At 60.1% G+C, this 25,188-nt stretch carries 21 protein-coding genes; 11 read left to right on the forward strand and 10 right to left on the reverse strand.

The window, feature by feature from the left end:
- The first annotated feature begins 6 nt into the window (after positions 1-6).
- Both D8780_RS02340 and D8780_RS02345 read left to right on the forward strand, forming a co-directional pair.
- A complete protein-coding gene (locus D8780_RS02340) occupies positions 7-354 on the forward strand; it encodes an Hpt domain-containing protein (protein WP_121644188.1) in 348 nt (115 codons plus the stop codon).
- A 12-nt stretch (positions 355-366) separates the two neighbouring features.
- Positions 367-3,777 carry a PAS domain S-box protein gene (locus D8780_RS02345; RefSeq protein WP_121644189.1) on the forward strand — a complete coding sequence of 1,137 codons (3,411 nt, stop codon included), beginning with the start codon at positions 367-369 and terminating at the stop codon, positions 3,775-3,777.
- 11 nt (positions 3,778-3,788) lie between these two features.
- Here the strand turns inward: D8780_RS02345 and D8780_RS02350 are convergent, their stop codons facing one another.
- The gene (locus tag D8780_RS02350) at positions 3,789-4,310 is read right to left on the reverse strand and encodes a response regulator (protein ID WP_342633419.1); all 522 of its coding nucleotides are present in this window, start codon (positions 4,308-4,310) and stop codon (positions 3,789-3,791) included.
- A gap of 133 nt (positions 4,311-4,443) precedes the next feature.
- On the opposite strand from D8780_RS02350, the gene D8780_RS02355 reads away from it, so the two are divergent.
- From D8780_RS02355 to D8780_RS02375, 5 genes are all read left to right on the forward strand, one after another.
- Complete coding sequence (locus tag D8780_RS02355) at positions 4,444-6,042, forward strand: di-heme oxidoreductase family protein (RefSeq protein WP_121644190.1); 1,599 nt, start codon at positions 4,444-4,446, stop codon at positions 6,040-6,042.
- Entirely contained in the window at positions 6,039-7,139 is a 1,101-nt protein-coding gene (locus tag D8780_RS02360; RefSeq protein ID WP_121644191.1) for an imelysin family protein, read from the forward strand. Before D8780_RS02355 ends, D8780_RS02360 begins: the two co-directional genes overlap by 4 nt.
- Before the next feature lie 4 nt (positions 7,140-7,143).
- A complete protein-coding gene (locus tag D8780_RS02365; protein ID WP_158598419.1) occupies positions 7,144-8,211 on the forward strand; it encodes a DUF1513 domain-containing protein in 1,068 nt (355 codons plus the stop codon).
- Positions 8,212-8,307: 96 nt separating this feature from the next.
- Positions 8,308-8,850 carry a hypothetical protein gene (locus D8780_RS02370; protein ID WP_121644193.1) on the forward strand — a complete coding sequence of 181 codons (543 nt, stop codon included), beginning with the start codon at positions 8,308-8,310 and terminating at the stop codon, positions 8,848-8,850.
- A gap of 17 nt (positions 8,851-8,867) precedes the next feature.
- Complete coding sequence (locus D8780_RS02375) at positions 8,868-10,154, forward strand: imelysin family protein (protein ID WP_121644194.1); 1,287 nt, start codon at positions 8,868-8,870, stop codon at positions 10,152-10,154.
- A 97-nt stretch (positions 10,155-10,251) separates the two neighbouring features.
- Here the strand turns inward: D8780_RS02375 and proC are convergent, their stop codons facing one another.
- Entirely contained in the window at positions 10,252-11,058 is an 807-nt protein-coding gene (gene proC / locus D8780_RS02380) for a pyrroline-5-carboxylate reductase (protein ID WP_121644195.1), read from the reverse strand.
- A 276-nt stretch (positions 11,059-11,334) separates the two neighbouring features.
- On the opposite strand from proC, the gene D8780_RS02385 reads away from it, so the two are divergent.
- On the forward strand, positions 11,335-11,763 hold the full coding sequence (locus D8780_RS02385; protein ID WP_147440266.1) for a hypothetical protein: 429 nt from the start codon (positions 11,335-11,337) through the stop codon (positions 11,761-11,763).
- Between the two features lie 130 nt (positions 11,764-11,893).
- On the opposite strand, the gene edd is transcribed toward D8780_RS02385, so the two are convergent.
- The 6 genes from edd to D8780_RS02415 all read right to left on the reverse strand — a co-directional run bounded on the left by edd (position 11,894) and on the right by D8780_RS02415 (position 19,329).
- Positions 11,894-13,711 carry a phosphogluconate dehydratase gene (edd, locus tag D8780_RS02390; RefSeq protein WP_121644197.1) on the reverse strand — a complete coding sequence of 606 codons (1,818 nt, stop codon included), beginning with the start codon at positions 13,709-13,711 and terminating at the stop codon, positions 11,894-11,896.
- 6 nt (positions 13,712-13,717) lie between these two features.
- Positions 13,718-14,482, reverse strand: coding sequence for a 6-phosphogluconolactonase (gene pgl / locus D8780_RS02395; RefSeq protein ID WP_121644198.1), 765 nt, complete (start codon positions 14,480-14,482; stop codon positions 13,718-13,720).
- Positions 14,469-15,941, reverse strand: a complete 1,473-nt coding sequence (zwf, locus tag D8780_RS02400) for a glucose-6-phosphate dehydrogenase (RefSeq protein WP_121644199.1) — start codon at positions 15,939-15,941, stop codon at positions 14,469-14,471. The genes pgl and zwf overlap by 14 nt, the downstream gene beginning before the upstream one ends.
- Before the next feature lie 145 nt (positions 15,942-16,086).
- Positions 16,087-17,379 (reverse strand): NAD(P)/FAD-dependent oxidoreductase, encoded by a 1,293-nt coding sequence (locus tag D8780_RS02405; protein ID WP_121644200.1) that lies wholly within the window; start codon positions 17,377-17,379, stop codon positions 16,087-16,089.
- A gap of 77 nt (positions 17,380-17,456) precedes the next feature.
- On the reverse strand, positions 17,457-17,852 hold the full coding sequence (locus tag D8780_RS02410; RefSeq protein WP_121644201.1) for a hypothetical protein: 396 nt from the start codon (positions 17,850-17,852) through the stop codon (positions 17,457-17,459).
- A 37-nt stretch (positions 17,853-17,889) separates the two neighbouring features.
- The gene (locus D8780_RS02415; RefSeq protein ID WP_121644202.1) at positions 17,890-19,329 is read right to left on the reverse strand and encodes a glutamine synthetase family protein; all 1,440 of its coding nucleotides are present in this window, start codon (positions 19,327-19,329) and stop codon (positions 17,890-17,892) included.
- A gap of 88 nt (positions 19,330-19,417) precedes the next feature.
- Between D8780_RS02415 and D8780_RS02420 the strand changes: the two genes are divergently transcribed.
- Positions 19,418-20,161, forward strand: a complete 744-nt coding sequence (locus D8780_RS02420) for a phosphatase PAP2 family protein (RefSeq protein ID WP_121644203.1) — start codon at positions 19,418-19,420, stop codon at positions 20,159-20,161.
- Positions 20,162-20,275: 114 nt separating this feature from the next.
- The gene (locus D8780_RS02425) at positions 20,276-21,088 is read left to right on the forward strand and encodes a DUF1206 domain-containing protein (protein WP_121644204.1); all 813 of its coding nucleotides are present in this window, start codon (positions 20,276-20,278) and stop codon (positions 21,086-21,088) included.
- Between the two features lie 86 nt (positions 21,089-21,174).
- Here D8780_RS02425 and D8780_RS02430 read toward each other — a convergent pair whose 3' ends face one another.
- Positions 21,175-21,408 carry an SMc00767 family acetate metabolism repressor gene (locus D8780_RS02430; RefSeq protein ID WP_094075545.1) on the reverse strand — a complete coding sequence of 78 codons (234 nt, stop codon included), beginning with the start codon at positions 21,406-21,408 and terminating at the stop codon, positions 21,175-21,177.
- A gap of 267 nt (positions 21,409-21,675) precedes the next feature.
- Between D8780_RS02430 and D8780_RS02435 the strand changes: the two genes are divergently transcribed.
- On the forward strand, positions 21,676-23,121 hold the full coding sequence (locus D8780_RS02435; RefSeq protein ID WP_121644205.1) for a helix-turn-helix domain-containing protein: 1,446 nt from the start codon (positions 21,676-21,678) through the stop codon (positions 23,119-23,121).
- On the opposite strand, the gene D8780_RS02440 is transcribed toward D8780_RS02435, so the two are convergent.
- Positions 23,118-24,941 carry an AsmA family protein gene (locus tag D8780_RS02440; RefSeq protein ID WP_121644206.1) on the reverse strand — a complete coding sequence of 608 codons (1,824 nt, stop codon included), beginning with the start codon at positions 24,939-24,941 and terminating at the stop codon, positions 23,118-23,120. The two genes, D8780_RS02435 and D8780_RS02440, sit on opposite strands and share 4 nt — an antisense overlap.
- Positions 24,942-25,188 lie beyond the last annotated feature (247 nt).

Below are 25,188 nucleotides of genomic sequence, written 5' to 3' on the forward strand. Positions count from 1 at the left end.
TTTGGGATGAATGCCGGTGGTTTCGATCAGGAAGCGTTCGATGAGCTGCTTGAGATTTTCCCTGCCGATCGAATAGAGATGTTCGTCTCCAACCTCAGGCAGCTCTCGTCGGAGTTGCAGCAGTGCGACGTCGCAGCCGTTGATGTGATCGAGGCGCGTGCGCACAAGCTCGTCTCCCGCGCCGGAATTCTTGGCTGTTCGCGTCTGTCGGAACTCGCAATGGCCCTCGAAACGGCCTGCCGGGAGGGGCAGGACGTCGCCGGGCCGCTGTCTGCCGTCAGCGATGAAGCCAAGGCTGTTGAAGGCCGCTTCGCCTCTCTCATGGCCTCAGCGGCCCAGCATTCACCGGGCTAGGTCGCTTACGCCATGAAGCCTCCCCAGATTCCCTATCTTCTGAAGCTCGCCATGGTTGCCGTCGCTTATCCGGCGATGGGGCTGATCGGTCTGGCCTTGACGCAGCCGGCGCACTTCGAAATCTCTATCTGGCCGCAGGCGGGCCTTGCCATTGCGCTTCTCATCCTGTGGGGCATGAAGCCGTGGCCCGGCATATTCATCGGCTCTATCTTTCTGTCGTTCGGCATCGGTGTTTCGTCGGGAATGACAGCCGATCTCTGGCGCCTCTTCACCAGTATCCCCTTCGCCGTCGGCCCGACGCTGCAGGCGGTCGCAGCCGCGTGGATCACCAGAAAGCTCTTCGGCAATCCGCTACGGTTTGGAAGTTTCATCGATATCGGCCTCTTGCTCCTCATCTGCGGGCCGCTGATATGCGCCATAGCGCCGACGCTCGGTTTCGCCTGGATCATGGCCAAAAACGGCGTGACGGCCGCCGAGGTCCCGCTTAGCTGGTCAGGGTGGTGGTTCGGTCAGGTTCTCGGCGTCATCGTCTTCCTGCCGATCGGGCTGATCGGCCCATGGCGTCCCTGGACGCTTACGTTGAAAGGCAGCCCGGCAACGGGCTTTACCCGTTTGACGGTCAGCATCCTCGCTTTGTCGCTTTGCCTGACCTTCGTCGCATCGGGGATCACCGAACGCACCGCCGTCGAGCGTAACGAGAAGGCGTTCGAATCCCTTGTGAACGATCACCAGTTCGCTCTTCGTCAGCGGCTGGAAAGCTATGAACAGATACTCGATGCTGCGGTCGGTCTCTTCAAGAGTTCGGATGAGGTCACGCCGGAGGAATGGGAAACCTTCATCCAGCAAGTAACGAAGAACACCGCGCTGGAGCAGTCATACGATATCGGGGTCATCAAGCGGGTGCCGGAAAATTCTCCCGCCCGGCAATTCTCCATCGGCAACTACCACCTTTCGCATGTCTGGGGCCGGGATAGCTGGAGCACCCCGCTCACCACAGAATATTTCTCCGTTTCGCGATCGGAGCCATCGGATTGGACACCCAATCCGGAGTGGCAGGCCGGCCGAAATGGCGCTGCGCTCCATGCCCGTGACACCGGCAGCAGCGCGATCAGCCGACAGCTTGGGCAAAATACCCCCGAACCGGGCTTTCTGATTTTTACACCGCTCTATGCCGGAGGGGCCGTGTCGCTCACGGTCGCCCAGCGGCAGGAGGCGTTCGAAGGCTGGGTCTATATCCAGGTGACCGGTCAGGCTTTGATGACCAGCCTGACAAAGAGCCAGGGCGTCAGCCTGGACTTCTCGGTCTATGAGGGTCCGGAGGCACAGCCTGCGCGCCTGATTTACACGACCATTTCGAACGTGCCGCGATCCGAAGAGTTTCGGATCGAGAAGACATTGCCGGTCATGGAGCGCTCATGGACGATCATCTGGCGGAGCACGCCTGATTTTCACTCGGTGATCAGTGCCCATGAGGGAATTTACGTCCTGACGGGCGGTCTTCTGCTGACGTTCCTGCTGAGCCTCTTCTTGCTTGCTCTGGATCGCCGGCAAGAAGCGATCAGACAAATGGTCGAGCGAAAAACCCGGGAAGTCCTGGCTGTCGAGCAGGAGAACCGCTCGATTATCGAGACGGCGGTTGTCGGCATCGTGGTCCTGGACCGTGCGGGGCAAATTCTCCGATATAACCAGGCGGTCAATCGCCTAGCAGGCGGTCCCTCAACCGACGCGGAACTGCAGTCGTTTCTTGAGCAACTCAACCTTCTCGACAGGCAAGACGGAGGGACCGACCACGAAGTGAGGTCGGTCCATTGGCGTGGCGAGACCATGCACTTGACCGTCCAGTTGAACAGCTGGACAGGCGAAAACGACGAGCCACGCTATACAGCGATCATTCGCGATATTACCGGAGAGATCCAGGCCAAGCGTACGCTGGAGGAAACCGAGGAACGATGGAAGATGGCGCTCGAAGGTGCCAATCTCGGCGTTTTCGACATCGATTTGCCCAACGGCACATCGACTGTTTCGGAAACTTGGAAAACGATGCTTGGCTTTGCTCCAGATGCACAAATCGATCCGCAAGCCGAATGGCTCGACAGAGTGCACCCCGACGATCTTCCGAAAGTGCAGGAAGAAGATCGCGCATGCATGGCACAGGAAAAAGCACGCTCGGTCATGGAGTATCGCATACGGCGTGCTGACGGTCGTTGGATCTGGCTCCGTTCCGATGCGGTTATCACAGCCTACGATAGGGACGGGCGCCCCCTGCGCATGGTGGGAACGCAGACCGATGTCACCGAACTGAAAAACGCAGTTACGGCGCTGCAGGCCAACGAACAGAAGTTCCGCAATGCAATCGAAGATGCGCCTGTCGGTATGGCGCTGGTTACGCCCGGGCGGGAGTGGATCAAGGTCAACGCGGCGCTCTGCACATTGCTCGGCTATAGCGAGCAAGAGCTGTTGGGCCTCGATGTCAGCGATTTCGTCAACGCGGCTGATCTGGCGAGCCTCAATGACGGAAAGCTGGAACAGGTTTTGCGAGGTGAGATCTCGACCTATCAGCGGGAGTTGAGGGTCTATCACAGGGATGGCCGCCTTCTGTGGGTTCTGATCAGTGTCTCACTGGGCCGAGATCACGAAGGGTCCGATCATTTGATCGTGATCTTTCAGGATATCACGGAGCAGAAGGAGATGGAGCGGTTGAAGTCCGAGTTCGTGGCCAGCGTCAGTCACGAATTGCGCACGCCCCTGACCTCTATTCGCGGGTCGCTTGGCCTCATCATCGGATCGCTAAGTCACGAACTGTCTGACGGGGTGGAACGCTTGTTGACGATCGCCCACGCCAATTCGGAAAGACTGGTCCATCTCGTCAACGACATTCTCGACCTGGAGAAGATGTCGTCCGGAAAGATGTCATTCGATATCGAGGAGGAATCCCTTGGCATCCTGATTCGCGACGCGGTCGAAGCCAATCAGGGGTTTGCGGATCAGCTTGGCATCGAACAGGATCTGGACGGAACGCCATTTGATGTCAGGGTCGAAGTCGATTCCAACCGATTCCATCAGGTGCTTGCCAACCTCTTGTCAAATGCCGTGAAATTCTCGCCGGAAGGCGGCACCGTGCGCGTTTTCGGCGAAATGCGGGGTGGCAATATACGGATCTACGTCAAAGATGACGGGCCGGGCATTGCACCACAATTTCGATCCCGCATCTTTTCGCGCTTCGCACAGGCAGACTCTTCCGCCACGCGCAAAGCCAATGGGACCGGCCTCGGACTGCATCTTGCAAAGATGATGGTCGAGGAAATGGGTGGCCGGATCGGTTTCGAAAGCGACTACGGGGACGGCTCGACCTTCTGGATCGAACTGCCTGTCACAAACGCCGCCGGTGAAAATGCGTCCGGTCCGGAGAAGTCTTTCGGCTGATAGGTGGGGTGCTAGGAGCCGGGAAACCGCGTCGGTCGGTCGACAGAGGCCGCATCGTCGCCGAGATAGCCGCGTGCTTCCGAAGCAAGGCTCATAGGATTGAAAGGTTTGGCGATCACGCCCCGTGCGCCGAGAGCAATGAATTGCTCCACTTCATGCCGCTGGGTTCTGGCGGTCATGAAGACCACGGGAATATGGGTGGTTTCTGTCTCTTCGCGTAGGTGTGAGAGGACAGTCGGCCCGTCCATATTCGGCATCATCACGTCAAGCAGAATGAGGTCGGGTTTCCATTCCCGCGCGATCTCGAGGGCATCCTTGCCGTTATCGCTGCATTTCACGTCCAGTTCGGGGTCGAGTTGCAGCGACATTTCCGCAATCTCGCGAATGTCGGCATCGTCATCGACGTAAAGAATGCGCATGTCGAGCGTCTCCTGCTTCGGGCATACTACCTGAGAATGGATTTGGATGAACCCGCCAGCCTGTTGATCGACAGCGATCGTGCTGAGGCCCCCGACTTCACCGGAAGCTGGCATTCTTTCCACGGAATGAAAGAGCGACACGATAAGTTGATCGCAGTCTGGAAGTTTTCCAGATTTCCGTCTTTGACTGCCCCTGCCGGGAGGAATATCAGCGCCTTGTCGAAGAACACGAAGAGCAGGGGCAACCATGAGGAGAGGGAATTGTGCGCGTAAGGGGTGGATAGCGATTGTAGGGGCCGTCTTCGCTGCAATCGCTACGACCGGGTTGACCGGCGCCGAAGAAGAGGCGCTTCAAACACCTGACGGCGGGCAATTGCCGCCCTATGCGAACGTGACCGGTAGCCTCTCGGAACGCGATGATCTCTCGGCGGAGGACAAACAGCGCGTGGAACAGGTGACACGCCCCGTCACCACCTTCGATGAGCCGGAAGCATTCGAAGCGATGAGCGGTGGGGCAGCCACGTCAACCAAGTTCGTCAACCGCAACTCCTTCTCGCATTCCTCCGCCAACCTCACCTTTGCGGAAGAGGAGCGTTTCAAGCTTGGCAACGCGCTTTTTAGAAAGCTCTGGGTCGCCGCGCCCTCATCCACACAGGCCTCGGATGGTCTGGGACCACTCTTCAACGCGCGCGCCTGCCAGAACTGTCACCTGAAGGACGGCCGCGGCCATCCTCCCGCGCCGGGCGAACCGGCCGTTTCAATGCTGATCCGTCTCGGCAAGCCTGCGGCGACCGACGAAGAACGTAAGATGCTGGAGAATTTTCTGGCGCCGGCTATTCCCGACGATACCTATGGCGGGCAGCTTCAGACGGCCGCAGTGCCGGCCTTGGCACCCGAAGGACAGGTCGAAATCCGCTATGAGGAAGTGCCCGTTACCCTGGCTGACGGGACCGAGGTCTCACTCCGCAAGCCGCATTATAGCCTGACCGAACTCGCCTACGGCTCCCTCGATGAGGGTCTCAGTCTTTCGCCCCGGATCGCCAATCCCATGATCGGCATGGGTCTTCTTCAAGCCATCCATCCCGCCGATCTGATGCGTCATGCCGATCCGGACGATGAAAATGGCGATGGTATTTCCGGTCGCATGGCCTGGGCTCGGGGGAGCCTGGAATCCAACGTGATCCCCGGCCGTTTCGGTTGGAAGGCTCAGAATGCGACGGTGCACGAACAGTCTTCTGAGGCCTTGGCTGGCGATATCGGAATCTCTTCGCCGCCCGTGCCCAAATCCTATGGCGATTGTACGGACGCTCAGACCGACTGTCTCGCCCAGCCGAATGGCGAACAGGAACGGCTTGGCCCGACCGAGGCGCCCGATCCGGTGATCGAGCTCATTGCATTCTATTCGGAGAACCTCGCCGTTCCCGAGCGCCGCGATGTGGATGATCCTGAGGTTCTGGCCGGGAAGGAAGCGTTCTACGCTGCCGGCTGCCCAAGCTGCCACAAGCCGAAATTCGTGACCCGGCGCGACGCCTCCAATAAAGCGCATGCGTTTCAGTTGATCTGGCCTTACTCGGACCTTCTCCTCCACGATATGGGGGAAGGCCTGGCGGACGGTCAGCAGGTCGGCCGCGCAAATGGCCGCGAATGGCGGACGCAGCCGCTTTGGGGTATCGGCCTGACGGAGGTGGTCTCGGGCCACACGCTCTTCCTTCACGACGGTCGCGCCCGCAATCTGGAAGAAGCCATCCTCTGGCATGGAGGCGAAGCTCAAGCCGCTCGCGATGCCTATGCCGCCATGGATAAATCACAGCGCGATGCGCTGATCACCTTTTTGGAATCGCTATGAGACGCCAGCCCATTCTTGCAGTTCTCGCCGTGTCCTGCGGGCTTTCTTTCCCTGGCGCAGCCTCTGCGCAGTCGGAAGAGCAAGACAAGGCCGGTGTGCGCGCGGTCCTATCCGCCGCAGTCGATGATTTCATCGTGCCGGAATATCGCGCACTGCAAGAACAGGCGAGGTCCCTTCAGGAAGCGGTCCAGAGCCTTTGCGAGGATCCGGGCACGGCGAAACTGGATCAGGCGCGACAATCATTCGCCGAGGCCGTCACTGTATGGTCGCGCGTGGAGACCGTTCGCTTCGGCCCGATCCTCCGGCAGAACGCGGCCGAGCGGATCTATTTCTTCCCCGATCGTCGTGGGATTGGCCTTCGTCAGGTGCAAGGGGTTCTGGCGGAAGAAGATGCGACGGCGACCGACGCCGAGAGCCTTGCAGGAAAGAGCGTCGCGCTTCAGGGGCTCGGTACGCTGGAATTCCTTCTGTTCGGCACCGGTGCCGAAGTCCTTGCGGAAGAGGAAGGTGATTTCCGTTGCCGGTTTGCGGAAGCCGTCGCCGAGCGGATCGAGGTAACCGCCGCCGAAGTGACCGACGAATGGACCGAGCCGGATGGCATCGCGGCCCGCTTTGTCGATCCGGCATCATCCTATGCCGATTTCCAGACGCAGGAAGATTCGCTTCGCGCCTTGCTCGGGGTTTTCACCAACGGGTTGGAAATGATTGCCGATACGCGCATCGCGCCATTTCTCGGCGAGGACGTGAACTCTGTTCGCCCGAAGGCGGCGGCGTGGTGGCGCGCCGGGCTGACCGGGCCGGCCATCCTCGCGAACCTCGAGGGACTCTCCGATCTGTTTCAACGGTCCGGCATGGCCAACCTCCTGCCGGAGGAAAACGGCAACCTGCCAGTCGAGATCGCCTTTGAGTTCGACAATGCCGAAAGGGCGCTGCAAAAGGTCGAGACACCCTTGTCCGAAGCTGTCGAGACAGCCGAAGGCCGCTCTCCCTTGGCCTATCTTCTCATCGTGACGCGCAGCCTGCGCAGTCTGTTTGCGGAGCGTTTTTCTGGCGCTATCGGGCTCGTCGCCGGCTTCTCATCTCTGGATGGAGACTGACCCGATGAGCGGATTTTCCCGCCGCACCATTCTTCAGGGTTTCGGTGCCCTGCTGGCTGGCTTTGGTTTGCCGGAGGCCGTCCATGCCGAAAAGGTCGGAAATCCGCTTTTCGCTACCGCCCTGATGGAGGGCGAACAATACGGAATGGCCATCCTGGACAGTGATGGTGAAGTGCTGCGGCGCGTCGTTCTGCCGGGCCGTGGTCACGACGTGACCTGCGACAAGGGCGGGCGACATATCGTTGCGTTCGCCCGGCGACCGGGTACCTTTGCGCTGGCGATCGATCAGCAGCGCGACCGCGAGCCGGTGGTCTTTCATTCTCCGCCGAACCGGCACTTCTACGGCCATGGTGTCTTCATCCAGAACGACAAGCTTCTGGTGGCCACCGAAAACGATTTCGATAACGGGCGCGGTGTTCTCGGCCTCTACGACGTGACCGATGGTTTCCGCCGTATCGGCGAATGGTCCAGTCACGGGATCGGACCGCATGATCTGGCGCTTTCGCCGGATGGAAAGAGCCTCATCATCGCCAATGGCGGCATGGACACGCACCCTGATTATGGCCGGGAGGTGCTGAATCTCGCCACCATGGAGCCTTCGCTGGTTTTCCTCGATCCGTCCGATGGCTCGCTGAGGGAAAAGCATGCGCTTCCGAATGAATGGTCACGCCTTTCGACGCGGCACATGGATGTCGCAGCGGACGGCACCGTCTTTGTCGGCTGCCAATGGCAGGGCGTCGCTTCGGAATGCCCGCCGCTGCTCCTGTCGTTCCGGGCTGGCGAGGGGCGTCGCGATTATGAGCTTGGCGAACTGGCCACCCGCCTTCAAGGCTATGTCGGATCAGTGAGCGTCAATCGCGATGCGGAGCGCGTGGCCATCACATCGCCTCACGGCGATCTGGCGATCATGCTCGATACGCGCACCGGCACGGTAACAGGCGTCGAAGAAGGGGTGGATCTGTGCGGCGCCGCCCCGCTCGCACAAGGCTTCATCACCTCGACGGGAACGGGTCGCTTCGGCCGAAACAACCTCCCGGGCCTCTCCTTCGACAACCACATATTGGCGCTCTAATCCTTTCCACACTGGAAGAATTGTAAACTAGAGTCTTTGACTCCACTGAAGGTGGAAAGTAGGAAATAAAAGTCATCATTGCTGTTGAGGTGTTCCATGCCGCGTTTCGATGATACGCGACACGATCGCGCTTGTGCCGCGGTAGACTACCTGTCCCGCCCTGCGGAACGTCTCGTGGTAGAAGGCTATCGCTCGAGCCTCAGCGGGTGCGCGGAACGCGACCCGAAGGCCTGGGCGGCCGCTTGGATGCTCTACCAGAACGAACTTGGCGAGATCGATGGCCGCATCGCATTCGACGGTCTGGTGGGACTGATCGGTACGCTGGGACGCTGCGCCACATGCCCGTTGCGGTTTTTCAGGCGGGATATTTCTCATCTTTGCCGGGATGAGGGCCTACTTCTCGCCCTCGTCGCCGCCGCACAGCATGGTGACGAACAGACCGGACAAATCGCGGCCGAAGCGCTGTCATGTCCGGCAAAATGCGGAGAATTGGCCATGGCCGCTGCCGAATATGGATTTCGGCTGCGAATGGTCGGCCGGACTCTCTTGCCCATCTCCGCATCCTTTACGGCGTCGATCGCCGACAAGAAAGCACAGCCTGCGCGGGACGACCGGCCGGTTGCTGCGACATTACACTGAACATTGAAAGGAACGTCATGAGAAACAGCCACCCGATCCGTACTGGTCTTCTGGCCGCACTATTTGCCGGGGCCGCCATGCCCGCCCTCGCTGCGGACGAACTCGATCGCTCGGCGATCGTCGACAATTATGCCGACATTGCTCTTGCCGAATATACGGACTCGCTGGAATTGGCTCGCGACCTCGACGCCAAGATCGATGCTCTGGTTGAAGATCCCTCCGAGGACACGCTTCAGGCCGCCAAGGATGCCTGGCTGGCCGCGCGTGTTCCCTATCAGCAGACCGAAGCCTACCGTTTTGGCAACGCCATCGTGGATGACTGGGAAGGCCGCGTGAATGCATGGCCGCTCGATGAAGGTCTGATCGATTATGTTGACGCCTCTTATGGCACCGAAAGCGACGCCAACACGGCCTACACCGCCAATGTGATTGCCAATCCGAGTTTCGAACTGAATGGCGAAACTGTCGATGCAAGCTCGATCACACCGGCGCTCCTTCAGGATACGCTGCAGGAAGCCGGTGGCGTGGAAGCCAACGTGGCGACCGGCTATCATGCGATCGAATTCCTTCTTTGGGGACAGGATCTGAACGGCACCGATGCCGGTGCAGGCGATCGTCCGGCCACCGATTTCGCAACCGGTGATGACTGCACAGGCGACAATTGCGAGCGCCGCGCTGAATATCTTCAGGCCGCGTCCGACCTCCTCATCTCCGACCTGGAAGAGATGGTGGCGAACTGGGAAGAAGGCGGCGAAGCCCGCACGACCCTCACCGATGGCGCGCCGGAAGATGCATTCCGCACGATCCTGACCGGGTTGGGCTCCCTTTCCTATGGCGAACTGGCCGGTGAGCGAATGAAGCTCGGCCTTCTGCTGCATGACCCGGAAGAGGAGCATGACTGCTTTTCCGACAACACCCACTATTCACATTTCTATGATGTGAAGGGCATTCAGAACGTCTATCTCGGTAGCTACGAAGGCCCGGACGGGGAAACCACATCCGGTCCTTCGCTCTCCGATCTGGTCAAGGCAAATGAGCCCGCTCTCGACGAAGAGATGCGGACCAAGCTGGACGAGACCGTTGCAGCCATGCAGGCGATCGTTGATGCGGCCGAAGACGGAGAGTCCTACGATCAGCAGATCGGCGAGGGCAATGAAGAGGGCAATGCCCGAGTTCAGGCCGCCATTGATGCGCTGATCGCCCAGACGCGCACGATCGAGCGTGTCATCGCTTCGCTCGACCTCGGAAGTATCGAACTCGAAGGCTCCGACAGCCTCGACAACCCGAACGCCGTCTTCCAGTAAGAGAAGCAGGCCGACCGCCTCGAAAGAGGCGGATCACAAGACGGTCGGCTCCAGTCCCGGAGCCGGCCGTTTTTATGCAGCCAGACGAGAAATCCGGCTAGCTGGATAGTTCGATCGATCGGCGTCGCGCAGCGTCCGCGACCTCGGCCATCATCGTCTTCAACCGGTCATCCGTCATCATCATGGCAAGGCCGGCGGCGGTCGTGCCGTTTGGGCTCGTCACCTGTCGGCGCAATTCCGCAGGGTCGGTCTCGCCATCCGCGGCCAGTTTGGCCGCGCCCAATGCGGTCTGCCGAGCCAGAAGTGCGGCCAGATCGGCGCTCAGGCCGAGTTTCTCGCCAGCCTCTGCGAGCGCTTCGATGAAGTGGAAGACGTAAGCCGGGCCGCTGCCGGATATCGCCGTCACGGCATCCATCTGAGACTCCTCTTCGAGTTCAGCCACCGCGCCATTGGTTTCCAGCAGTTTCCGGACATTGGCGATGAGCGCGCCACCGGCGGCATCATTGGCGATATAGGCCATCATGCCCTCACCAATGGCAGCAGGCGTGTTTGGCATGACGCGGATGATCGGGGTTTGGTCGCCGTAAATCTCTTCATAGCGCCGGATCGGAAGCCCGGCTGCGATGCTGAGAACCGCCGCCCCACGCGCGGTGGCACTGCGATAGGCTGGGGCGATGTCGGCCATTACCTGCGGCTTTACGGCGAGTACGATCAACTCGGCGCCGAAATCGTCCGGAGAGGGAGGATCGGCAAAGGTTGAAGCGCCGAGTGCCGCGACCCGCGCGCGGCCCTCTTCGCTTGGCTCGACGACGCCGGTCTCGTCGGGAGAGAGGCATCCAGATTCGATCCAGGCCTTGAGCATGGCAAAGCCCATATTGCCGCAGCCCACCATTAAAACCCGCATGTTTCGCTCCCGCTTCCATCGCTTTCGGCGGTTGTGACAAACTCCTTTCATGCGTGCAAGGAGGCTGGAAACCCAAGGGGCGAGACGAGGCTTTCACAAGCCAGTGGAGAACCCAGCCGCGATTCACACATTCTTTGTCATGCCCGCTTAGCCTTCGAGAAAAATTGACGCTGGCGCGCTTCGCGCCGGGATAGGTCATGGGAGCGAAAAGCAGGAATGGCAGCATCGTTTCTATCGCGAAAGCCGACGCAGGATGGCACAGCCGGGACAAGGCTCATGCCTGATGATTTGCGAGCGACTTTTCAGGAAGCGAAGGCCCGCCGCCGTGCCGAACGCGGCCTTCATAGGCCATTGGAAGAGACGTCCGAGAAGACGCTGCCAGACGACGGCGCCATTTCCTTATCCGGCGAGACGGAGACAAGTGCTGATAACCGAGAGGCCGGACGGTCAACCCGTCGCCCCGAACGCAGAGAAGACCAGAGGGCCGCCATAGCTGAGACGGTCTACGCTGATCGTTCCCAACGCGGCCCGCCTGCCTCCGCGGTTGAAGCGGCAGCAACCGAGGCGGAACATCCTGAGACGGAAACAGCATCTCCCGGCGCGGTGGCAAATGGCATCTGGAAGACCGGAACCATACTGGCTCTTTGCGCTCTCCTGGGGATCGCGCTCGGTGTCGCTCTCGCGATGACAGTCCTCGAGACGTGATTTTCCCGATTGCGGAGAACATTGCAGTCCCTGCGTGTTGTCGCACCGCTCACTGAACGGGCGACGAACGCAAACAAAAGGGCCGGCAAGAACTGCCGGCCCTATCGAGATTGAACGGGATGGATCGCCGTCAGGCGTGGAAGACCGTCGCGCCTTCATCGGCCCGTCCGACAACCTGCCGGAAGGCGGCAAACAATTCACGTCCCATGCCGTGCTGGTTCTTTGCCATATCGGCCGATACGGCTTCGCGGCCGGCGAATTCGTCTCCGTCGACGAGGACTTCCAGCGTGCCCTGCTCACCGTCCAAGCGGATCATGTCCCCGGTACGGACCTTGGCGATCGGGCCGCCACTCAGCGCTTCGGGCGTGACGTGGATGGCCGCAGGCACTTTGCCCGATGCGCCGCTCATGCGGCCATCGGTCACGAGAGCCACCTTGAAGCCGCGATCCTGGAGCACCCCGAGCGGCGGTGTCAGTTTATGCAGTTCCGGCATGCCGTTGGCCTTCGGTCCCTGAAAGCGGACGACCGCGATGAAGTCCTTGTCCAGTTCGCCGGCCTTGAACGCGTCCTGCAGTTCGGACTGGTCCTCGAAGACGATGGCGGGCGCCTCCACGAAACGGTTTTCCGGCTTGACCGCCGAGATCTTGATGATGGCCTCGCCCATATTGCCCTTCATGACCTCGATACCGCCGGTTGGCTGGAACGGCTTATCGGCGGTCGTCAGGATTTTCGGCTCATGGCTCACATCCGGCGCTTTTTCGCGCACCACTGTGCCGTCCTCGCCGAGCTTCACCTCGATGCCGTATGATTCCATTCCCTCGCCGTAGACGGTGCGGATATCGTCATGGATCAGACCGGCTTTCGACAGCTCCTTGATCAGGAAACCCATGCCGCCCGCTGCGTGGAAGTGGTTCACGTCGGAAAGACCGTTGGGGTATACCCTCGCCAGAAGCGGTACATTGTCAGAGATTTGGGAAATATCGTCCCATGTGAGCTTGATGCCTGCCGCCGCCGCCATGGCGATCAGGTGGATCGTGTGGTTGGTCGAGCCGCCCGTCGCGTTGAGCCCGACAACCGCGTTGACGATGGAGCGCTCGTCGATCATGCGGCCGACTGGGGTGAATTCGTTCCCCGCCTGCGTGATCTGGAAGGCGCGGGCGACGGCCTCCTTCGTCAGGGCGTCGCGGAGCGGCGTATTCGGGTTGACGAAAGACGCGCCCGGCATGTGCAGGCCCATGATCTCCATCATCATCTGATTGGAGTTGGCGGTGCCATAGAATGTACAGGTTCCCGGACCGTGATAGCTCTTGCTTTCCGCTTCGAGCAATTCGGCCCGCCCGATCTTGCCTTCCGCATAAAGCTGGCGGATGCGGGATTTTTCGTCGTTGGGCAGCCCCGAGGTCATAGGACCGGCCGGCACGAAGATGCTGGGCAGGTGGCCGAAAGTGAGCGCCGCGATAAAAAGACCCGGAACGATCTTGTCGCAGACGCCAAGATAGACGGCGGCGTCGAACATGTTGTGAGACAGACCCACGCCGGCCGCCATGGCGATGACATCGCGAGAGAACAGGGAAAGTTCCATGCCCGGCTGGCCCTGCGTCACGCCGTCGCACATGGCTGGAACGCTCGATGCGACCTGGGCGACGCCGCCCACCTCGCGTGCGGCATCACGGATGATATCCGGAAACCGCTCGAAGGGCTGATGCGCCGAGAGCATGTCGTTATAGGCGGTGATGATGCCGAGATTGGGCACGGTATCGCCCGAGAGGTCGCTCTTTTCCGCAGCCGAGCAGGCGGCGAACCCATGGGCCAGATTGGAGCAGGACAGCGTCGTGCGATTGACGCCGGCGCTGACCGCATCGTCTAGGCGCTGAAGATAGGATTCGCGGCTTGGCTTGCTGCGTTCGATAATGCGTTCTGTGATCTGCGTGATCTCTTGGGTCGGCATAGTGGTTTATCCTTCGGCTGGCGCGTACCAGATATTGATACCCGTCGGGGCGTGATCGAAGATGGCGCGAATGGGATAGGGAGATTCCTTGTCCGACAATGCGTCGAACAACACGCTTTTCTTCTCGACCCCTTCAATATGAAGATGGATGGAACGGCCTTTGACGAGCGCAGGCAGGTTCCAGGTGAGCCGGGGTTCTTCTGCGCCCGGCGCATTCATTGCGAGGACACGCGGCTCTCCCTTCGGGTCGAGCGCCTCGTCCAGCGTATCGCCCTTGGGAAAGAATGAAGCCGTATGGCCGTCTGTCCCCATACCCAGCAGCACCACGTCGAAGGGCTGCGGAAGGCCTTTCAGACGCTGATTGAGTATGGTGGCTGCTTCTTCGGCTGTCGGAACAGGCTCGTACAATTTTTCAAAAGCGGCGCCGGCGGCGTGCCGCTGCAGAAGGCGCTTGATGACGAGCGCCGCATTGGAGCGTGGTGAGGACGTGTCGACGAACCGCTCGTCCACAAGGGTCACGATGACCTTGCTCCAGTCGATGTCTCGCTCCGAAAGCGCGACGAAGAACTGTTCGGGGGTTCGTCCGCCGGACAGCGCCAGCGTGGCGATGCCTCGCTCTTCGATCGCGGCGGCGAGCTCGTCGGCAACCCGTCCGGAAAGTCGCTCCGCCAGACGCCCCCGGCTGGAAAATTCAAGCCATTGCGGTTCGCCCGGCGCCCTGGCGAGCAGATCTTCGGGATTTCGGTTTTCGCTCTGTTCAGAAGGATTCATGCCAGCTCCGCCCATCTCGTTCGATCAGGCCGATCGCAGCGGCAGGACCCCACGAACCGGCGGTGTAGCCGGCGATATCGCCCGGTCTCTCGTGCCATGCGCGCATGATGGGGTCGATCCACTTCCATGCCGCCTCGACTTCGTCGCCCCGCATGAACAATGTCTGGTTTCCCCGAACCACATCGGTCAGCAGCCGCTCATAGGCGTCAGGGTTCCGCACGTTGAATGCATCGGCGAAATACATGTCGAGCGGCACGTGCCGTAGCCGCATTCCGCCCGGCCCGGGGTCCTTGACCATCATCCACTGCTTGACCCCTTCATCCGGCTGAAGACGGATGACGAGCTGATTGGCGACGACTTCACCGGCGCTTTCCTCGAAGATGGAATGCGGGATCGGTTTGAACTGCACGACAATCTCGGAGGCCCGCGTCGCGAGACGCTTGCCGGTGCGCAGATAGAAGGGAACCCCGGCCCACCGCCAATTGCCGATCTCCGTTTTCAGCGCGACAAAGGTTTCCGTTTCGCTTTTACCGCTCTCCAGTTCGTCCAGATAACCCTTTACGGCGCCGCCCAGAGAAGCGCCAGCTCGATACTGGCCGCGTACCGTATGACGGTGGACGGTATCGTTGGTCATCGGCGTCAGGGCGCGCAGAACCTTCAGCTTTTCGTCGCGGACCGCGTCGGCATCCAGCGAGGCGGGCGGCTCCATTGCCACCAGGCACAGAAGCTGAAGCATATGGTTCTGAACCATGTCGCGCATCGCGCCGGACTTATCGTAGTAATCGGCGCGGCTTTCCAGCCCGACTCTCTCCGCCACCGTAATCTGCACATGGTCGATGTGGGCGCTGTTCCAGAGCGGTTCGTAAAGGGCATTGCCGAAGCGCAACACCATCAGGTTCTGGACGGTCTCCTTGCCGAGGTAATGGTCGATCCGGAAAATCTGATCCTCACGAAACACCGAAGAGAGAGTTCGGTTAAGTTCGACGGCGGATTCCAAATCGCGTCCGAGTGGCTTTTCAACGACGATCCGAGTCTCGTCGGTGAGAAGGTCGTGATCGCGGATTCGCTCCGCGATTGGCCCGAAAAGCGATGGGCCGACCGCGAGATAGAAGGCTCGGACAGCCCGGCTGTCGCCGATTTTCTCGTGAAGGGCCTGCCACCCCTCGTCGCTCGTCGCATCCACCGCCACATAGAATAGGCGGTTGAGAAAGGCATCGACCTGACCGTGATCCTTTTCCTCCTCGCTGACATATTCGGTCAGCGCGTTACGCGCATAGTCGCGGAACTCCTGATCGGAAAGCTCTGAGCGGGAGGCGCCGATGATACGGGTCGGCTCTGTGAACTGCCCGGCACACTGGCGATGGTAGAGTGCGGGAAGAAGTTTTCGCTCTGCGAGATCTCCGGTTGCGCCGAAGATGACGAAATCGCAGGAATCGACGGGAATGATGGTGCTGCTCATGAAGCGGCCTGTTCTCCGGTGATGGCACCCGTACCTATATAAATCGATTTAGAAGAGCAATAAGCTGTCGTGCTCGGCTGCCATGCGAATGGGTTCCGGCACGATATAGAGGGCGGAAGGAGCGACGGGTCCAGCCTTGCCCGTATCAAAGCCTGTCGAGCATGGCGAACCACGTCATCGCAAGGAACAGCAGCGGCTTTCTCAGCGCGACTCCGCCGGGGAAAGGAGGAATATCCAGATCCTGCAGAAGTTTAAGATCGTCGCGATGGCCCATCACGGCATCGGCCCAGAGGCGACCGGTATGGGTCGCCATCATCACCCCGTGGCCGGAAAAGCCGCCGATCGAGGTAACGCCCGGCATGATGGTGCGCACGAAGGGCAGGCGGGGAAGGGTAATACCCACCGAACCGCCCCATACATGGTCGATATCGACATCGAAAAGGTCGGGAAATATCTCTGCGATCTGCTTGCGGATATGGCCTGAAATGTCGCCCGGTGTTTTGGCGCTATAGGCCTCACGCCCGCCGAACATCAGCCGGTCGCCCGAGATCTTCCGGAAATAGCGCACCATGAAACGGCTGTCGTCCACGGCTTCGCCACCGGGCAGGATGGCGTCGGCGTTGTCGAGCGGGCCGGTTGCTCCGATGAAGGACCGTATCGGCATGATGTGGCGCGGCGATACGGGTTCGGCCTGAAACGCATCGCCATGAGCATTGGTCGCAACAAGGCAGCGCGATGCATGCAGCGTGCCGTGCTCCATCGTTATCCGAACACCCGCACCCTCTGCGTCGATTGCATGGGCGGGGGTGTTCTCAAAAAGCCTTGTGCCCGATTTCTCGGCGGCTTCGGCCATTCCCACCACCAGTTTGAGTGGGTGAATATGACCGGTGCCGATATCCCGGATCGAGGCATGATAACGTTTCGATCCGATGGCCGCCGCCGTCTCCTCACGATCGAGAAAGGAGATATGTGGGTAATCGTAGCGCTCCGCCATGGCTTCGGCATGGTTTCGATAGCCTTGCACCCAGCGCTTCTTGTGAACGGCGCTGATCTGCCCGGGCCGGTAGTCGATATCGAATCCGTGATCGTCCGCCATGGAGAGCAGTTCCGCTTTCGCCTCTTCAGCAATCCGAAAGAGGGCGCGGGAGCGCTCCAGACCGATTTCGCTTTCCAACTCGGTCGGCCATGCGCGTTGTCCGGTTCCGATCTGCCCGCCATTGCGGCCCGAGGCGCCGTCTCCGAAGCGATGGGCATCGATCAGGACGACGTCTGCGCCCCCACCCGCAAGGCGCAGCGCCGCCGAAAGACCGGTATAGCCTCCACCAATAATGGCGATATCGGCCCGCTGGTCTCCATCGAGCGAGGGATAGGCCGGCCGGTTGGCGACACTGGCCTCGTACCAGGAGAGACCAGGAGAAATGGGGCTGCGGTAGATCATGACGCGCAATTAGCTGCGGGCGAAGCGGTTCACAAGAGCGGTCGTAAAGGTTCGCGGAGAAGCGCGTTCAGGCGACCTCAATGGTTGACGACGAGGGCGATCGCCGGTTCGCCATCTTCCGCGACAATCAGAGTATAATCGCAGGTGAACTGCCAGGCGGCTTCGCCGTCGGCCCGCTTCTGCGTCCAGTCCATGGTCACAAAGGCCGTCGATCCGGAAATTTCCATTGTTCGGACGGCGAAGTCCGAACTGACGATCTCTTCCCGCTCCAGAACGGTCAGAAGCGCGTCGATATTCTCCAGAAGATCTTCTTCCTCGGAAAAGACCGTACCGCCTCCGAGCTGCCAAATCGTCACAGGATAGGTGAAACAGTCGGCGATGGCTTCGGAGTCGAAATCGTCGAAGCCGTTGCGGTACGTCTCGAACAAGGCTTCGATATCGTCGCGCGTAAGTGTGTGCGGTTCCTGGTTCATGGCCGGGTCCGGATGAATGAGGACGAAAGGACGGGATTTAGACGTTCAGCAGCAGAAACTCGCGTTCCCACGGGCTGATCACCTGCATGAAGGTCTCGAATTCGCCTCGCTTTACACCGCAATAATTGGTGATGAATTCGCGTCCGAGAATTTCACGGAAATCCTGCTCTTCCTCGAAAAGGGAGACTGCATCGAGAAGACTGCGCGGCAGTTCGATCGCGCCTTCATTGACACTTTCCTGGGTCGGTTCCTCCGGCTCCACTGCGTTGCGAATGCCAAGAAGTCCCGCGGCGAGCGAGGCGGCAAGCGCAAGGTAGGGGTTGGCGTCAGAGGAGGGCAGTCGGTTTTCCACGCGCCTTGCCTGTGGCTCCGAGGCCGGCACCCGAAAAGCGGTGGTGCGGTTGTCGTAGCCCCATTTGTTGTTGAGGGGGCAGGCCATGTCTGGCGCGAGGCGGCGATAGGAGTTGACGTACGGTGCCATGGTGACGAGTGCGCGCGGAACGTAGCGCTGCATACCGCCAATATAGTGGAAGAAAAGTTGCGAGGCTCGACCGTCTGCATCGGTGAAGATGTTCTCGCCCGTATCGCTTCTCACCACGCTCTGGTGAATATGCATGGCGCTGCCCGGAAGGCCTTCCATCGGCTTGGCCATGAAGGTGGCGTAGATGCCATGCTTCATCGCGGCTTCGCGTATCGTTCTCTTGAAGAGGAAGACCTGATCGGCGAGTTCCAGCGGATCGCCGTGGCGCAGATTGATCTCGAGCTGGGCCGGCCCGCTCTCGTGAATCAGCGTGTCGATTTCCAGGCCCTGCGCTTCGGAGAAGTGGTAGATATCGTCCACCAGATCGTCGAACTCGTTGATGCCGGAAATGGAATAGCCCTGGCCGCCGAGGATCGAACGTCCGGAGCGGCCCTTCGGTGGCTCCAGCGGATAGTCGGGATCGACGTTCTGCGCGACGAGATAGAACTCGATCTCGGGCGCGACGACAGGCTTGAATCCGTCCTTCGCATATTCACCCACCACACGCTTGAGGACGTTCCTTGGCGTATAGCGGACATTCTCCCGCGCTGTATCGACGATATCGCATATGATCTGGGCGGTGGGGTCGCTCTCCCACGGCACGACGCACAAGGTGGAAAGGTCCGGCAGGAGCTTGAGATCGCCGTCATTGGGGTCATAGCGAAAATCGCCGACCTCCTCCGGATAGTCTCCCGAAATGGTCTGCCGGAAGATCGAAGAAGGCAGCGAGAGCGCCGTGTTCGACGTGAACTTGTTGGTGGGCATCATCTTGCCGCGTGCGACACCGGCCAGATCCGGCGTGATGCATTCGATATCCTCGATGCCGCGCGCCTGTAGCCATGCTGCGGCCTCCCGCCAGCTGGAAACGCCCCTCAGGCATTCGATGACCTTTTGGATGTCATTGTCCCCAGCTTCGGTCGCGCCACCTGTTACGTCGGGCCCTTGATGCGTGCTCATCTATCTCCGCCACTATACGAGTTTGGCTTCCGATATAGATTTGAATGCCCGCGGAGAGAAGTGGGTCGGCAGATAGTGAAGGACGGCAATGAATAGTCAGCTCAAGGATATGGCACTGAAACTGGTGCGGGAAGTGCGGAAAAGCCCGGCTTCGTTGGCTCCGTTTGTCGTGGCTGCGATTGCCTCTGCGGGCCTCTTCGCCTTTCTCAGCATTGCCGATGAGGTCGACGAAGGTGAAACCGAGCGCCTCGATCGCGCCGTTCTCATGTTTTTTCGTGTGCCGGGAAATCCCGACGAGACCATCGGTCCCGCCTGGGTTCGGGAGGCAGCTATCGAATACACCGCTCTTGGTGGGATTCCCGTCGTTTGCCTGCTGGTGCTGACCGTCCTCGGTTTTCTGGCGGTCGAGCGGCGCTGGGGCGCTGCGCTGTTCGTCTCGATCGGCATTCTGGGCGGCATGGCATTGTCTTCGACGCTGAAGATCTTCTACAGCCGCCCACGCCCCGACCTCGTCGCGCAGCTTGATGTCATCCACACCAAGAGCTTTCCGTCCGGACACGCAACGATCACGACGTGTGTTGTTCTCACTCTGGCGGTGATGCTGATTCGCCTCACGGAGAGCCGGCCGGGGCGGGCCTACATCTTTGCCATGGCGGTGCTCTACGCGCTGCTGATCGGCGCGACGCGCGTTTATCTTGGCGTTCACTGGCCTTCGGATGTGTTGGCCGGCTGGGCGATCGGCACTTTCTGGGCGTGTCTGTGCTGGGTGCTGATGACAATGCTTCAGCGCTGGCAGGAAAAGGGAAGTTTGTTCGCATCGCCCCGGGATTGAATTCCGTTTATCTCGTCATCGGCCCGGCCTTTTCCGAAAGCTCTGACATGAAAGCGGAACTTTCGACGCTTTCGCAGCTTCACAGATGAAGAGGCGGACAGCAGGAGGGACTTTATGGACCGCAAGGATATGGAACGGGTGTTCCGGCCTTTCGCACGAACCGGCTACGCGGCGCGTGGCGTCGTTTTCTTGGTGATCGGCATATTCGCAGCCTATTTCGCCGTCGGCGGCGGCGAAATTCTCAGTTCCACCGGCGCACTGCAAAAGCTGCTGGGCGGAAGCGGGTTCGGGTCTTTCGTTGCGATTTTGCTGATGATCGGTCTCGTAGCCTATGCGGTCTGGCGTTTCGTCCAGGCCATCTTCGACACGGACGATCACGGCCTCGATCCGAAAGGGCTTGCCATACGCGGCGGCCTCCTTGCCTCCTGTTTCACCTACGCGACGCTCACGATCTATACCTGGTCGCTCTGGCAGAGTGGTCGCAGCAGCGATAGTGGTAGTGGCGGCGGCATGGCCGGCACGATCTCGAACTTTGTTGGATCGACAGCCGCTTCGGCCATATTGGCCGCAGTATTCACCGGGGTCGCCGTTGCGCACTTCGTCAAGGCGTATAAGCGCGGCTATCTGAAATATATGTCACCCAGCCCCGATGCGAAAAAGATCATCAATCCGGTTTCCCGGACGGGTTTGTGTGCACGCGGTCTGATCTTTCTGGTGATTGCCTATCTTTTTGGATGGCGGACGCTCAGTGGCGGCACCAACGAAGATGTCGGCCTCGCGGGCGCACTCCGCTTCATCGCCGATTTGCCCGCTGGCCAGTGGCTGATGGGAGCGATCGGCGTCGGCCTCATCTGTTTCGCAGCCTATTCATTTGCCGAGGCCATCTGGCGGCGGATCAATGTGGAGGACGCTGACGCGCCAGGCTGACGACCAGTCATCGAAGCGCGGTAACAATGAAAAAGGCGTGGGTTCTTGCGAGCCCACGCCTTTCGTTCGTCTTGGCTGAAAAAGTGTCAGCCGGCCTTCTGCGCGATGATAACCGGCACGAGCAAATCGCCCCAGTTGCCTTCGCCGCCGTGATGACGGGCTGAGCGGACGAGCTCCACGGAGACGCCCGCGTCGACAGCCTTCATCACGCTCTGGTTCAACCGGTGAAGGTCGTTGGCAACCATGCGGATTGCGGCCTGCTGGTCGCCGTCCATGGCAGAGGATTGCTCCTCGGCGCGTTCCTTGACGGGTGGTTTCATCGTCGCGTCTCCATGCGATCTGTTACGTCTCGGCTCGATTAACGCTTGCATAGCGTGGTTGGCAAGCGATCGTCTCTTCCAATCGATCTTCTGTCATCGATTGTAAAGAGCATATCTTGCTACGAACTAGTCATTTAGACGTAATCCACCATTCGGGAAGAAAGGCTTCTTACCAAAGGGGTCATGCTGTCTTGCCTGAGAGACAGCTTCTTCGTAAATCTGTAAAGACTTTTACTGATTGAACGATCCCACTTCAGGACCCTGGCTATGGCCGACCGTAAGATTTTTGCCGGACCTCGCATTCGGCGTATCCGCCATGCGGAGAAGCTGACGCAGACGGCGATGGCCGAAAAGCTCGGTATTTCGCCTTCCTATCTCAACCTGATCGAACGCAATCAGAGACCGCTGACCGTCCAGATCATTCTCAAGCTGACCTCCGCCTTCAAGCTCGATCCGGAGCAGTTGCAGGGAGAATCGGATGCGACGGTGGGCGAGATACGACAGGTCTTTTCCGATCCCCTGCTTGCCGAGGATGTTCCGAGCGAAACGGAACTGCTCGAGGTCGCGGAGGCGGCGCCCAACGTCGCGGCGTCGATTATCAAGCTCCATCGCGCCTATGTGGAGCAGGGCGAACGTCTCTCCGATCTGTCTTCCATCCTTGCAAAAGAGGGACGGGTCACCGCGGTCTCCGGCAAGCGAATGCCGATCGACGAGGTTCGCGAGCTTCTGGAGTCGCGCCCGAACCATTTCCCCGCCATTGAGGAGGCGGCCGAAGCATTTCATGAAAAGCTCTCGCCGGGCGACGGTCTGCTGGCTTCGCTGAAAGACTGGTTTCGCGCCGAGCAAGGACTTTCCGTGCGTGTGCTGCCGGTCTCGACCATGCCGCTATGGCGGCGCCGTTTCGACCGGCACAGCCAGCGCCTGTTCATCTCCGAGCGCCTTTCCCCTTTCGACCAGTTGCGGGAAGTGGCGATGGAAGCGTCCATGATCGCGCTCTCCAAGCCGATTGCCGAGCAGATCGAGGCTTTGCCCCTGACAAGCGAGGAAGCCCGCCGCATCGCACGGTTCGAACTGGCGCGCTATGCCGCCCACGCCCTGATGATGCCCTATGAGAAATTCCTCGCGGCCGCACGGCGTGTTCGCTACGATGTCGATGTTCTGCGAAGCCGCTTCTCGGTGAGTTTCGAACAAGCCGCCAACCGTCTGACGACATTGCGCCGTGAGGGCAGGGAAGGCGTCCCGTTTTTCATGCTGGAAATCGACAATGCGGGGAACCGTTTTCGGCGCGCTGGCGCGATGGGCTTTCCGCAGCAACGATTTGGAGGGCACTGCCCGAAACTGGCGATCCATGCCGCGTTCACCCAGCCCGGTCAGCTTTTTGTCGAGGCGGTGGAGATGCCCGATGGCGCGGCTTTCCTAACAGTAAGTCGCACACTGGAAGGTCCGCAGGGAGCCTTCTCGGAGAGGCCCCGCCGGACGGCCCTTCTGCTTGGTTGTGAACTCAGCCAGAAGGATGAAATTGTCTATGGCGATGGTCTGCCGGGTGTCGAGGCAGGCGGCACGAAAGAGGCGTTCGTGCCAGCGACGCCCATCGGCCCCGCCTGTCGGCTCTGTGAGCGGCAGGCTTGCCTCGCTCGCGCCGAGCCGCCGATCACACGGCCACTCGGACTGGATGAGATGGTCACGGGACTCTCCGCCTTCGATTTTCGCTAGTCGCCAGATCCCGTTATGAATGGCTCGGAGAAGGAGCCTCCGACAAAGAACCGGCTCAGCGTTTGCGGGCGCGCATCGTCCGGGACGGTTCCGGTGAGGCCGGGTGCGGGCATCGCCAGGAGGCGCCCTGTCAGGGCGAGGCTCCGGCTCATATAGGGCGCGCGCCCATTCAACTCGATCTGGTAGCGACCGGTGCGGATGGATGCATCGTTCAGAAAGGCGACGCCATTCAGAAGGCGTCCTTTGAAGTGTGCGTCATCATAATCGAGACCGTCACCGGTCAGGCGAGAGAGACTGAAGAAGCCGCCACCGAGCTGATCATCGATAATCGGTGACAGGTCGAGGTTGGGTAGCTCGCCATTTGAGAAAGACGCCTCGAACTGGCCGTCGCCTCGCGAGAGGAGGCGGTCCAGCGCCGGTGGTCCGGCAAGAGAGAGATCGATGCTGGCCGTTCCGGTTGGAAGTATGCCTGGAAGCGTGAGCGCGTCGGAGAGCTGCGAGCCTGAAATGTCCGCGAAGTGAAGTTCGAGGCGGCTTTCGACACCTTCCTCCCCATTGTTTCGACGCCAGTTGCCTTGCAGGGTCCCGCCGAGAAGGTCTGCATTATTGATGTCCAGTGCACTCTGGCCGTCGCCGAAGCGGCCGCTGACGGCAAGGTCGGCAAGCCTCACATCGCCATAGCTCGCCTCGTTCGCTGAAAGGCGGATATCGATATGAGTGGCCTCGCTGGAACCGACCGTTGTGCGCGGCGCGCGGTTTGTGCCCAGCCGTCCTCGGCGTCGGCCATCTCCACCATCAATGCGGGTGACGAGCGACAGCAGGTCCAGAGATTGAAAGGCGAGGGTGGCCGAGATCGATGTAGGGGACCCGCGGTGCGGCGGGACAATGCTGAGCGTACCGTTCCCATCGTGGTCCTCGACGCTCATCTCCTCGACGGTAAGCGTGGTCCGATCATTCGCCTGGGCGATGATCCCGCGCATGGAGAGGGAATCGGGCAAGGCCGTCGGAAGGCGAAGATCGAATGGCCTGAGAGCCCGTCTAAGCTGTGTGAAATCGCCTGAAAACTTGCCCGAGACGGAACGCAACCAGTTGCGGTGAAGAGGATCGAACTTGCCGTCAAATGTGAGGGAGCCGAGGTTCGAACGCAGATTGACGCCGAAAACTGTGGGCTCCAGACGAGCGAGGTTGCGAAGATGTTCGATCGTGATGGAGCCGCTTAACGGCATGTTCCGCCATGTGGCGCCGCCTTCCAGGCGAAGGGACCTGTCGGCATCGAGGCCGGTCAGGCGACCCTGAATATTGCTCACGACCGGACGCTCGTTCTCCTGACCTGATGCAAGGACGCTGCCATCGCGAAACTCGAGATAGGCCGGTCCGAGAGGCGCGGGGGTGGCGTCCGTGCCAATCCATCGGCGCAGTATATTGTCTAGAATGGCCGGTCCTTCCTCCCCCATATCGGCCGATGAGATGCGAAGGGTCGGTTCAATCAGGATGACGGAGGAGAGATTGGCTTCGCCAAACAGGGCATCGAGAAGGGAAAGCTGGAGGTTGGCCTGCTCGACGCGGAGCGGCGCATGGCCGTCGGTAGTCGTCTTTCCAATGCGCAGATCCGTCACCACCGCCGACAGGCGCGGAAAGTAGCGGATCGATAATTGATCGTCGATTTCGACCGGTTGGCCGGTCCAGCGCGTCAGCGACGTTGCGATCCTCTCGCGCAGAAGAACTTGCGAAGCGACATAGGAGAGCGCCGGCAGCAATAGCGCCATTACCAGCGCAGCGGACGCTGCGATAATACCGAATTTGCGAATGCGGCGTTTCATGAAGTCGCTCTAGCCTATCAGGCCGTCCCCGTGCTGCTTATCCATGAAGCACGTAGCCGATATGGTAAAGGAAGTCTGACCCGGTAATTTACCTTAGGCTCATATGTCTTAGTGAATTGTAAATTGCGTGGCAGTTTGGCAAGCTTTTGTTAACATTTGCTGCACGATCATGCGGAAGGCTCAGAGGCCTGACCCCTGTCCCCCGGGAAAGTGTTTTTGCTCTCTGATGTTCGGTTAGCACTTTTTC

Origin of the sequence: Notoacmeibacter ruber, assembly GCF_003668555.1 — a bacterium.
GTDB classification, from domain to species: Bacteria; Pseudomonadota; Alphaproteobacteria; order Rhizobiales; family Rhizobiaceae; genus Notoacmeibacter; species Notoacmeibacter ruber.

Excerpts from the sequence above, each read along its gene's own strand:
- D8780_RS02340 (WP_121644188.1), top strand. The coding sequence starts at position 7 with ATGAATGCCGGTGGTTTCGATCAGGAAGCGTTCGATGAGCTGCTTGAG.
- D8780_RS02345 (WP_121644189.1), top strand. The coding sequence starts at position 367 with ATGAAGCCTCCCCAGATTCCCTATCTTCTGAAGCTCGCCATGGTTGCC.
- D8780_RS02350 (WP_342633419.1), bottom strand. The coding sequence starts at position 4,310 with ATGCCAGCTTCCGGTGAAGTCGGGGGCCTCAGCACGATCGCTGTCGAT.
- D8780_RS02355 (WP_121644190.1), top strand. The coding sequence starts at position 4,444 with ATGAGGAGAGGGAATTGTGCGCGTAAGGGGTGGATAGCGATTGTAGGG.
- D8780_RS02360 (WP_121644191.1), top strand. The coding sequence starts at position 6,039 with ATGAGACGCCAGCCCATTCTTGCAGTTCTCGCCGTGTCCTGCGGGCTT.
- D8780_RS02365 (WP_158598419.1), top strand. The coding sequence starts at position 7,144 with ATGAGCGGATTTTCCCGCCGCACCATTCTTCAGGGTTTCGGTGCCCTG.
- D8780_RS02370 (WP_121644193.1), top strand. The coding sequence starts at position 8,308 with ATGCCGCGTTTCGATGATACGCGACACGATCGCGCTTGTGCCGCGGTA.
- D8780_RS02375 (WP_121644194.1), top strand. The coding sequence starts at position 8,868 with ATGAGAAACAGCCACCCGATCCGTACTGGTCTTCTGGCCGCACTATTT.
- proC (WP_121644195.1), bottom strand. The coding sequence starts at position 11,058 with ATGCGGGTTTTAATGGTGGGCTGCGGCAATATGGGCTTTGCCATGCTC.
- D8780_RS02385 (WP_147440266.1), top strand. The coding sequence starts at position 11,335 with ATGCCTGATGATTTGCGAGCGACTTTTCAGGAAGCGAAGGCCCGCCGC.
- edd (WP_121644197.1), bottom strand. The coding sequence starts at position 13,711 with ATGCCGACCCAAGAGATCACGCAGATCACAGAACGCATTATCGAACGC.
- pgl (WP_121644198.1), bottom strand. The coding sequence starts at position 14,482 with ATGAATCCTTCTGAACAGAGCGAAAACCGAAATCCCGAAGATCTGCTC.
- zwf (WP_121644199.1), bottom strand. The coding sequence starts at position 15,941 with ATGAGCAGCACCATCATTCCCGTCGATTCCTGCGATTTCGTCATCTTC.
- D8780_RS02405 (WP_121644200.1), bottom strand. The coding sequence starts at position 17,379 with ATGATCTACCGCAGCCCCATTTCTCCTGGTCTCTCCTGGTACGAGGCC.
- D8780_RS02410 (WP_121644201.1), bottom strand. The coding sequence starts at position 17,852 with ATGAACCAGGAACCGCACACACTTACGCGCGACGATATCGAAGCCTTG.
- D8780_RS02415 (WP_121644202.1), bottom strand. The coding sequence starts at position 19,329 with ATGAGCACGCATCAAGGGCCCGACGTAACAGGTGGCGCGACCGAAGCT.
- D8780_RS02420 (WP_121644203.1), top strand. The coding sequence starts at position 19,418 with ATGAATAGTCAGCTCAAGGATATGGCACTGAAACTGGTGCGGGAAGTG.
- D8780_RS02425 (WP_121644204.1), top strand. The coding sequence starts at position 20,276 with ATGGACCGCAAGGATATGGAACGGGTGTTCCGGCCTTTCGCACGAACC.
- D8780_RS02430 (WP_094075545.1), bottom strand. The coding sequence starts at position 21,408 with ATGAAACCACCCGTCAAGGAACGCGCCGAGGAGCAATCCTCTGCCATG.
- D8780_RS02435 (WP_121644205.1), top strand. The coding sequence starts at position 21,676 with ATGGCCGACCGTAAGATTTTTGCCGGACCTCGCATTCGGCGTATCCGC.
- D8780_RS02440 (WP_121644206.1), bottom strand. The coding sequence starts at position 24,941 with ATGAAACGCCGCATTCGCAAATTCGGTATTATCGCAGCGTCCGCTGCG.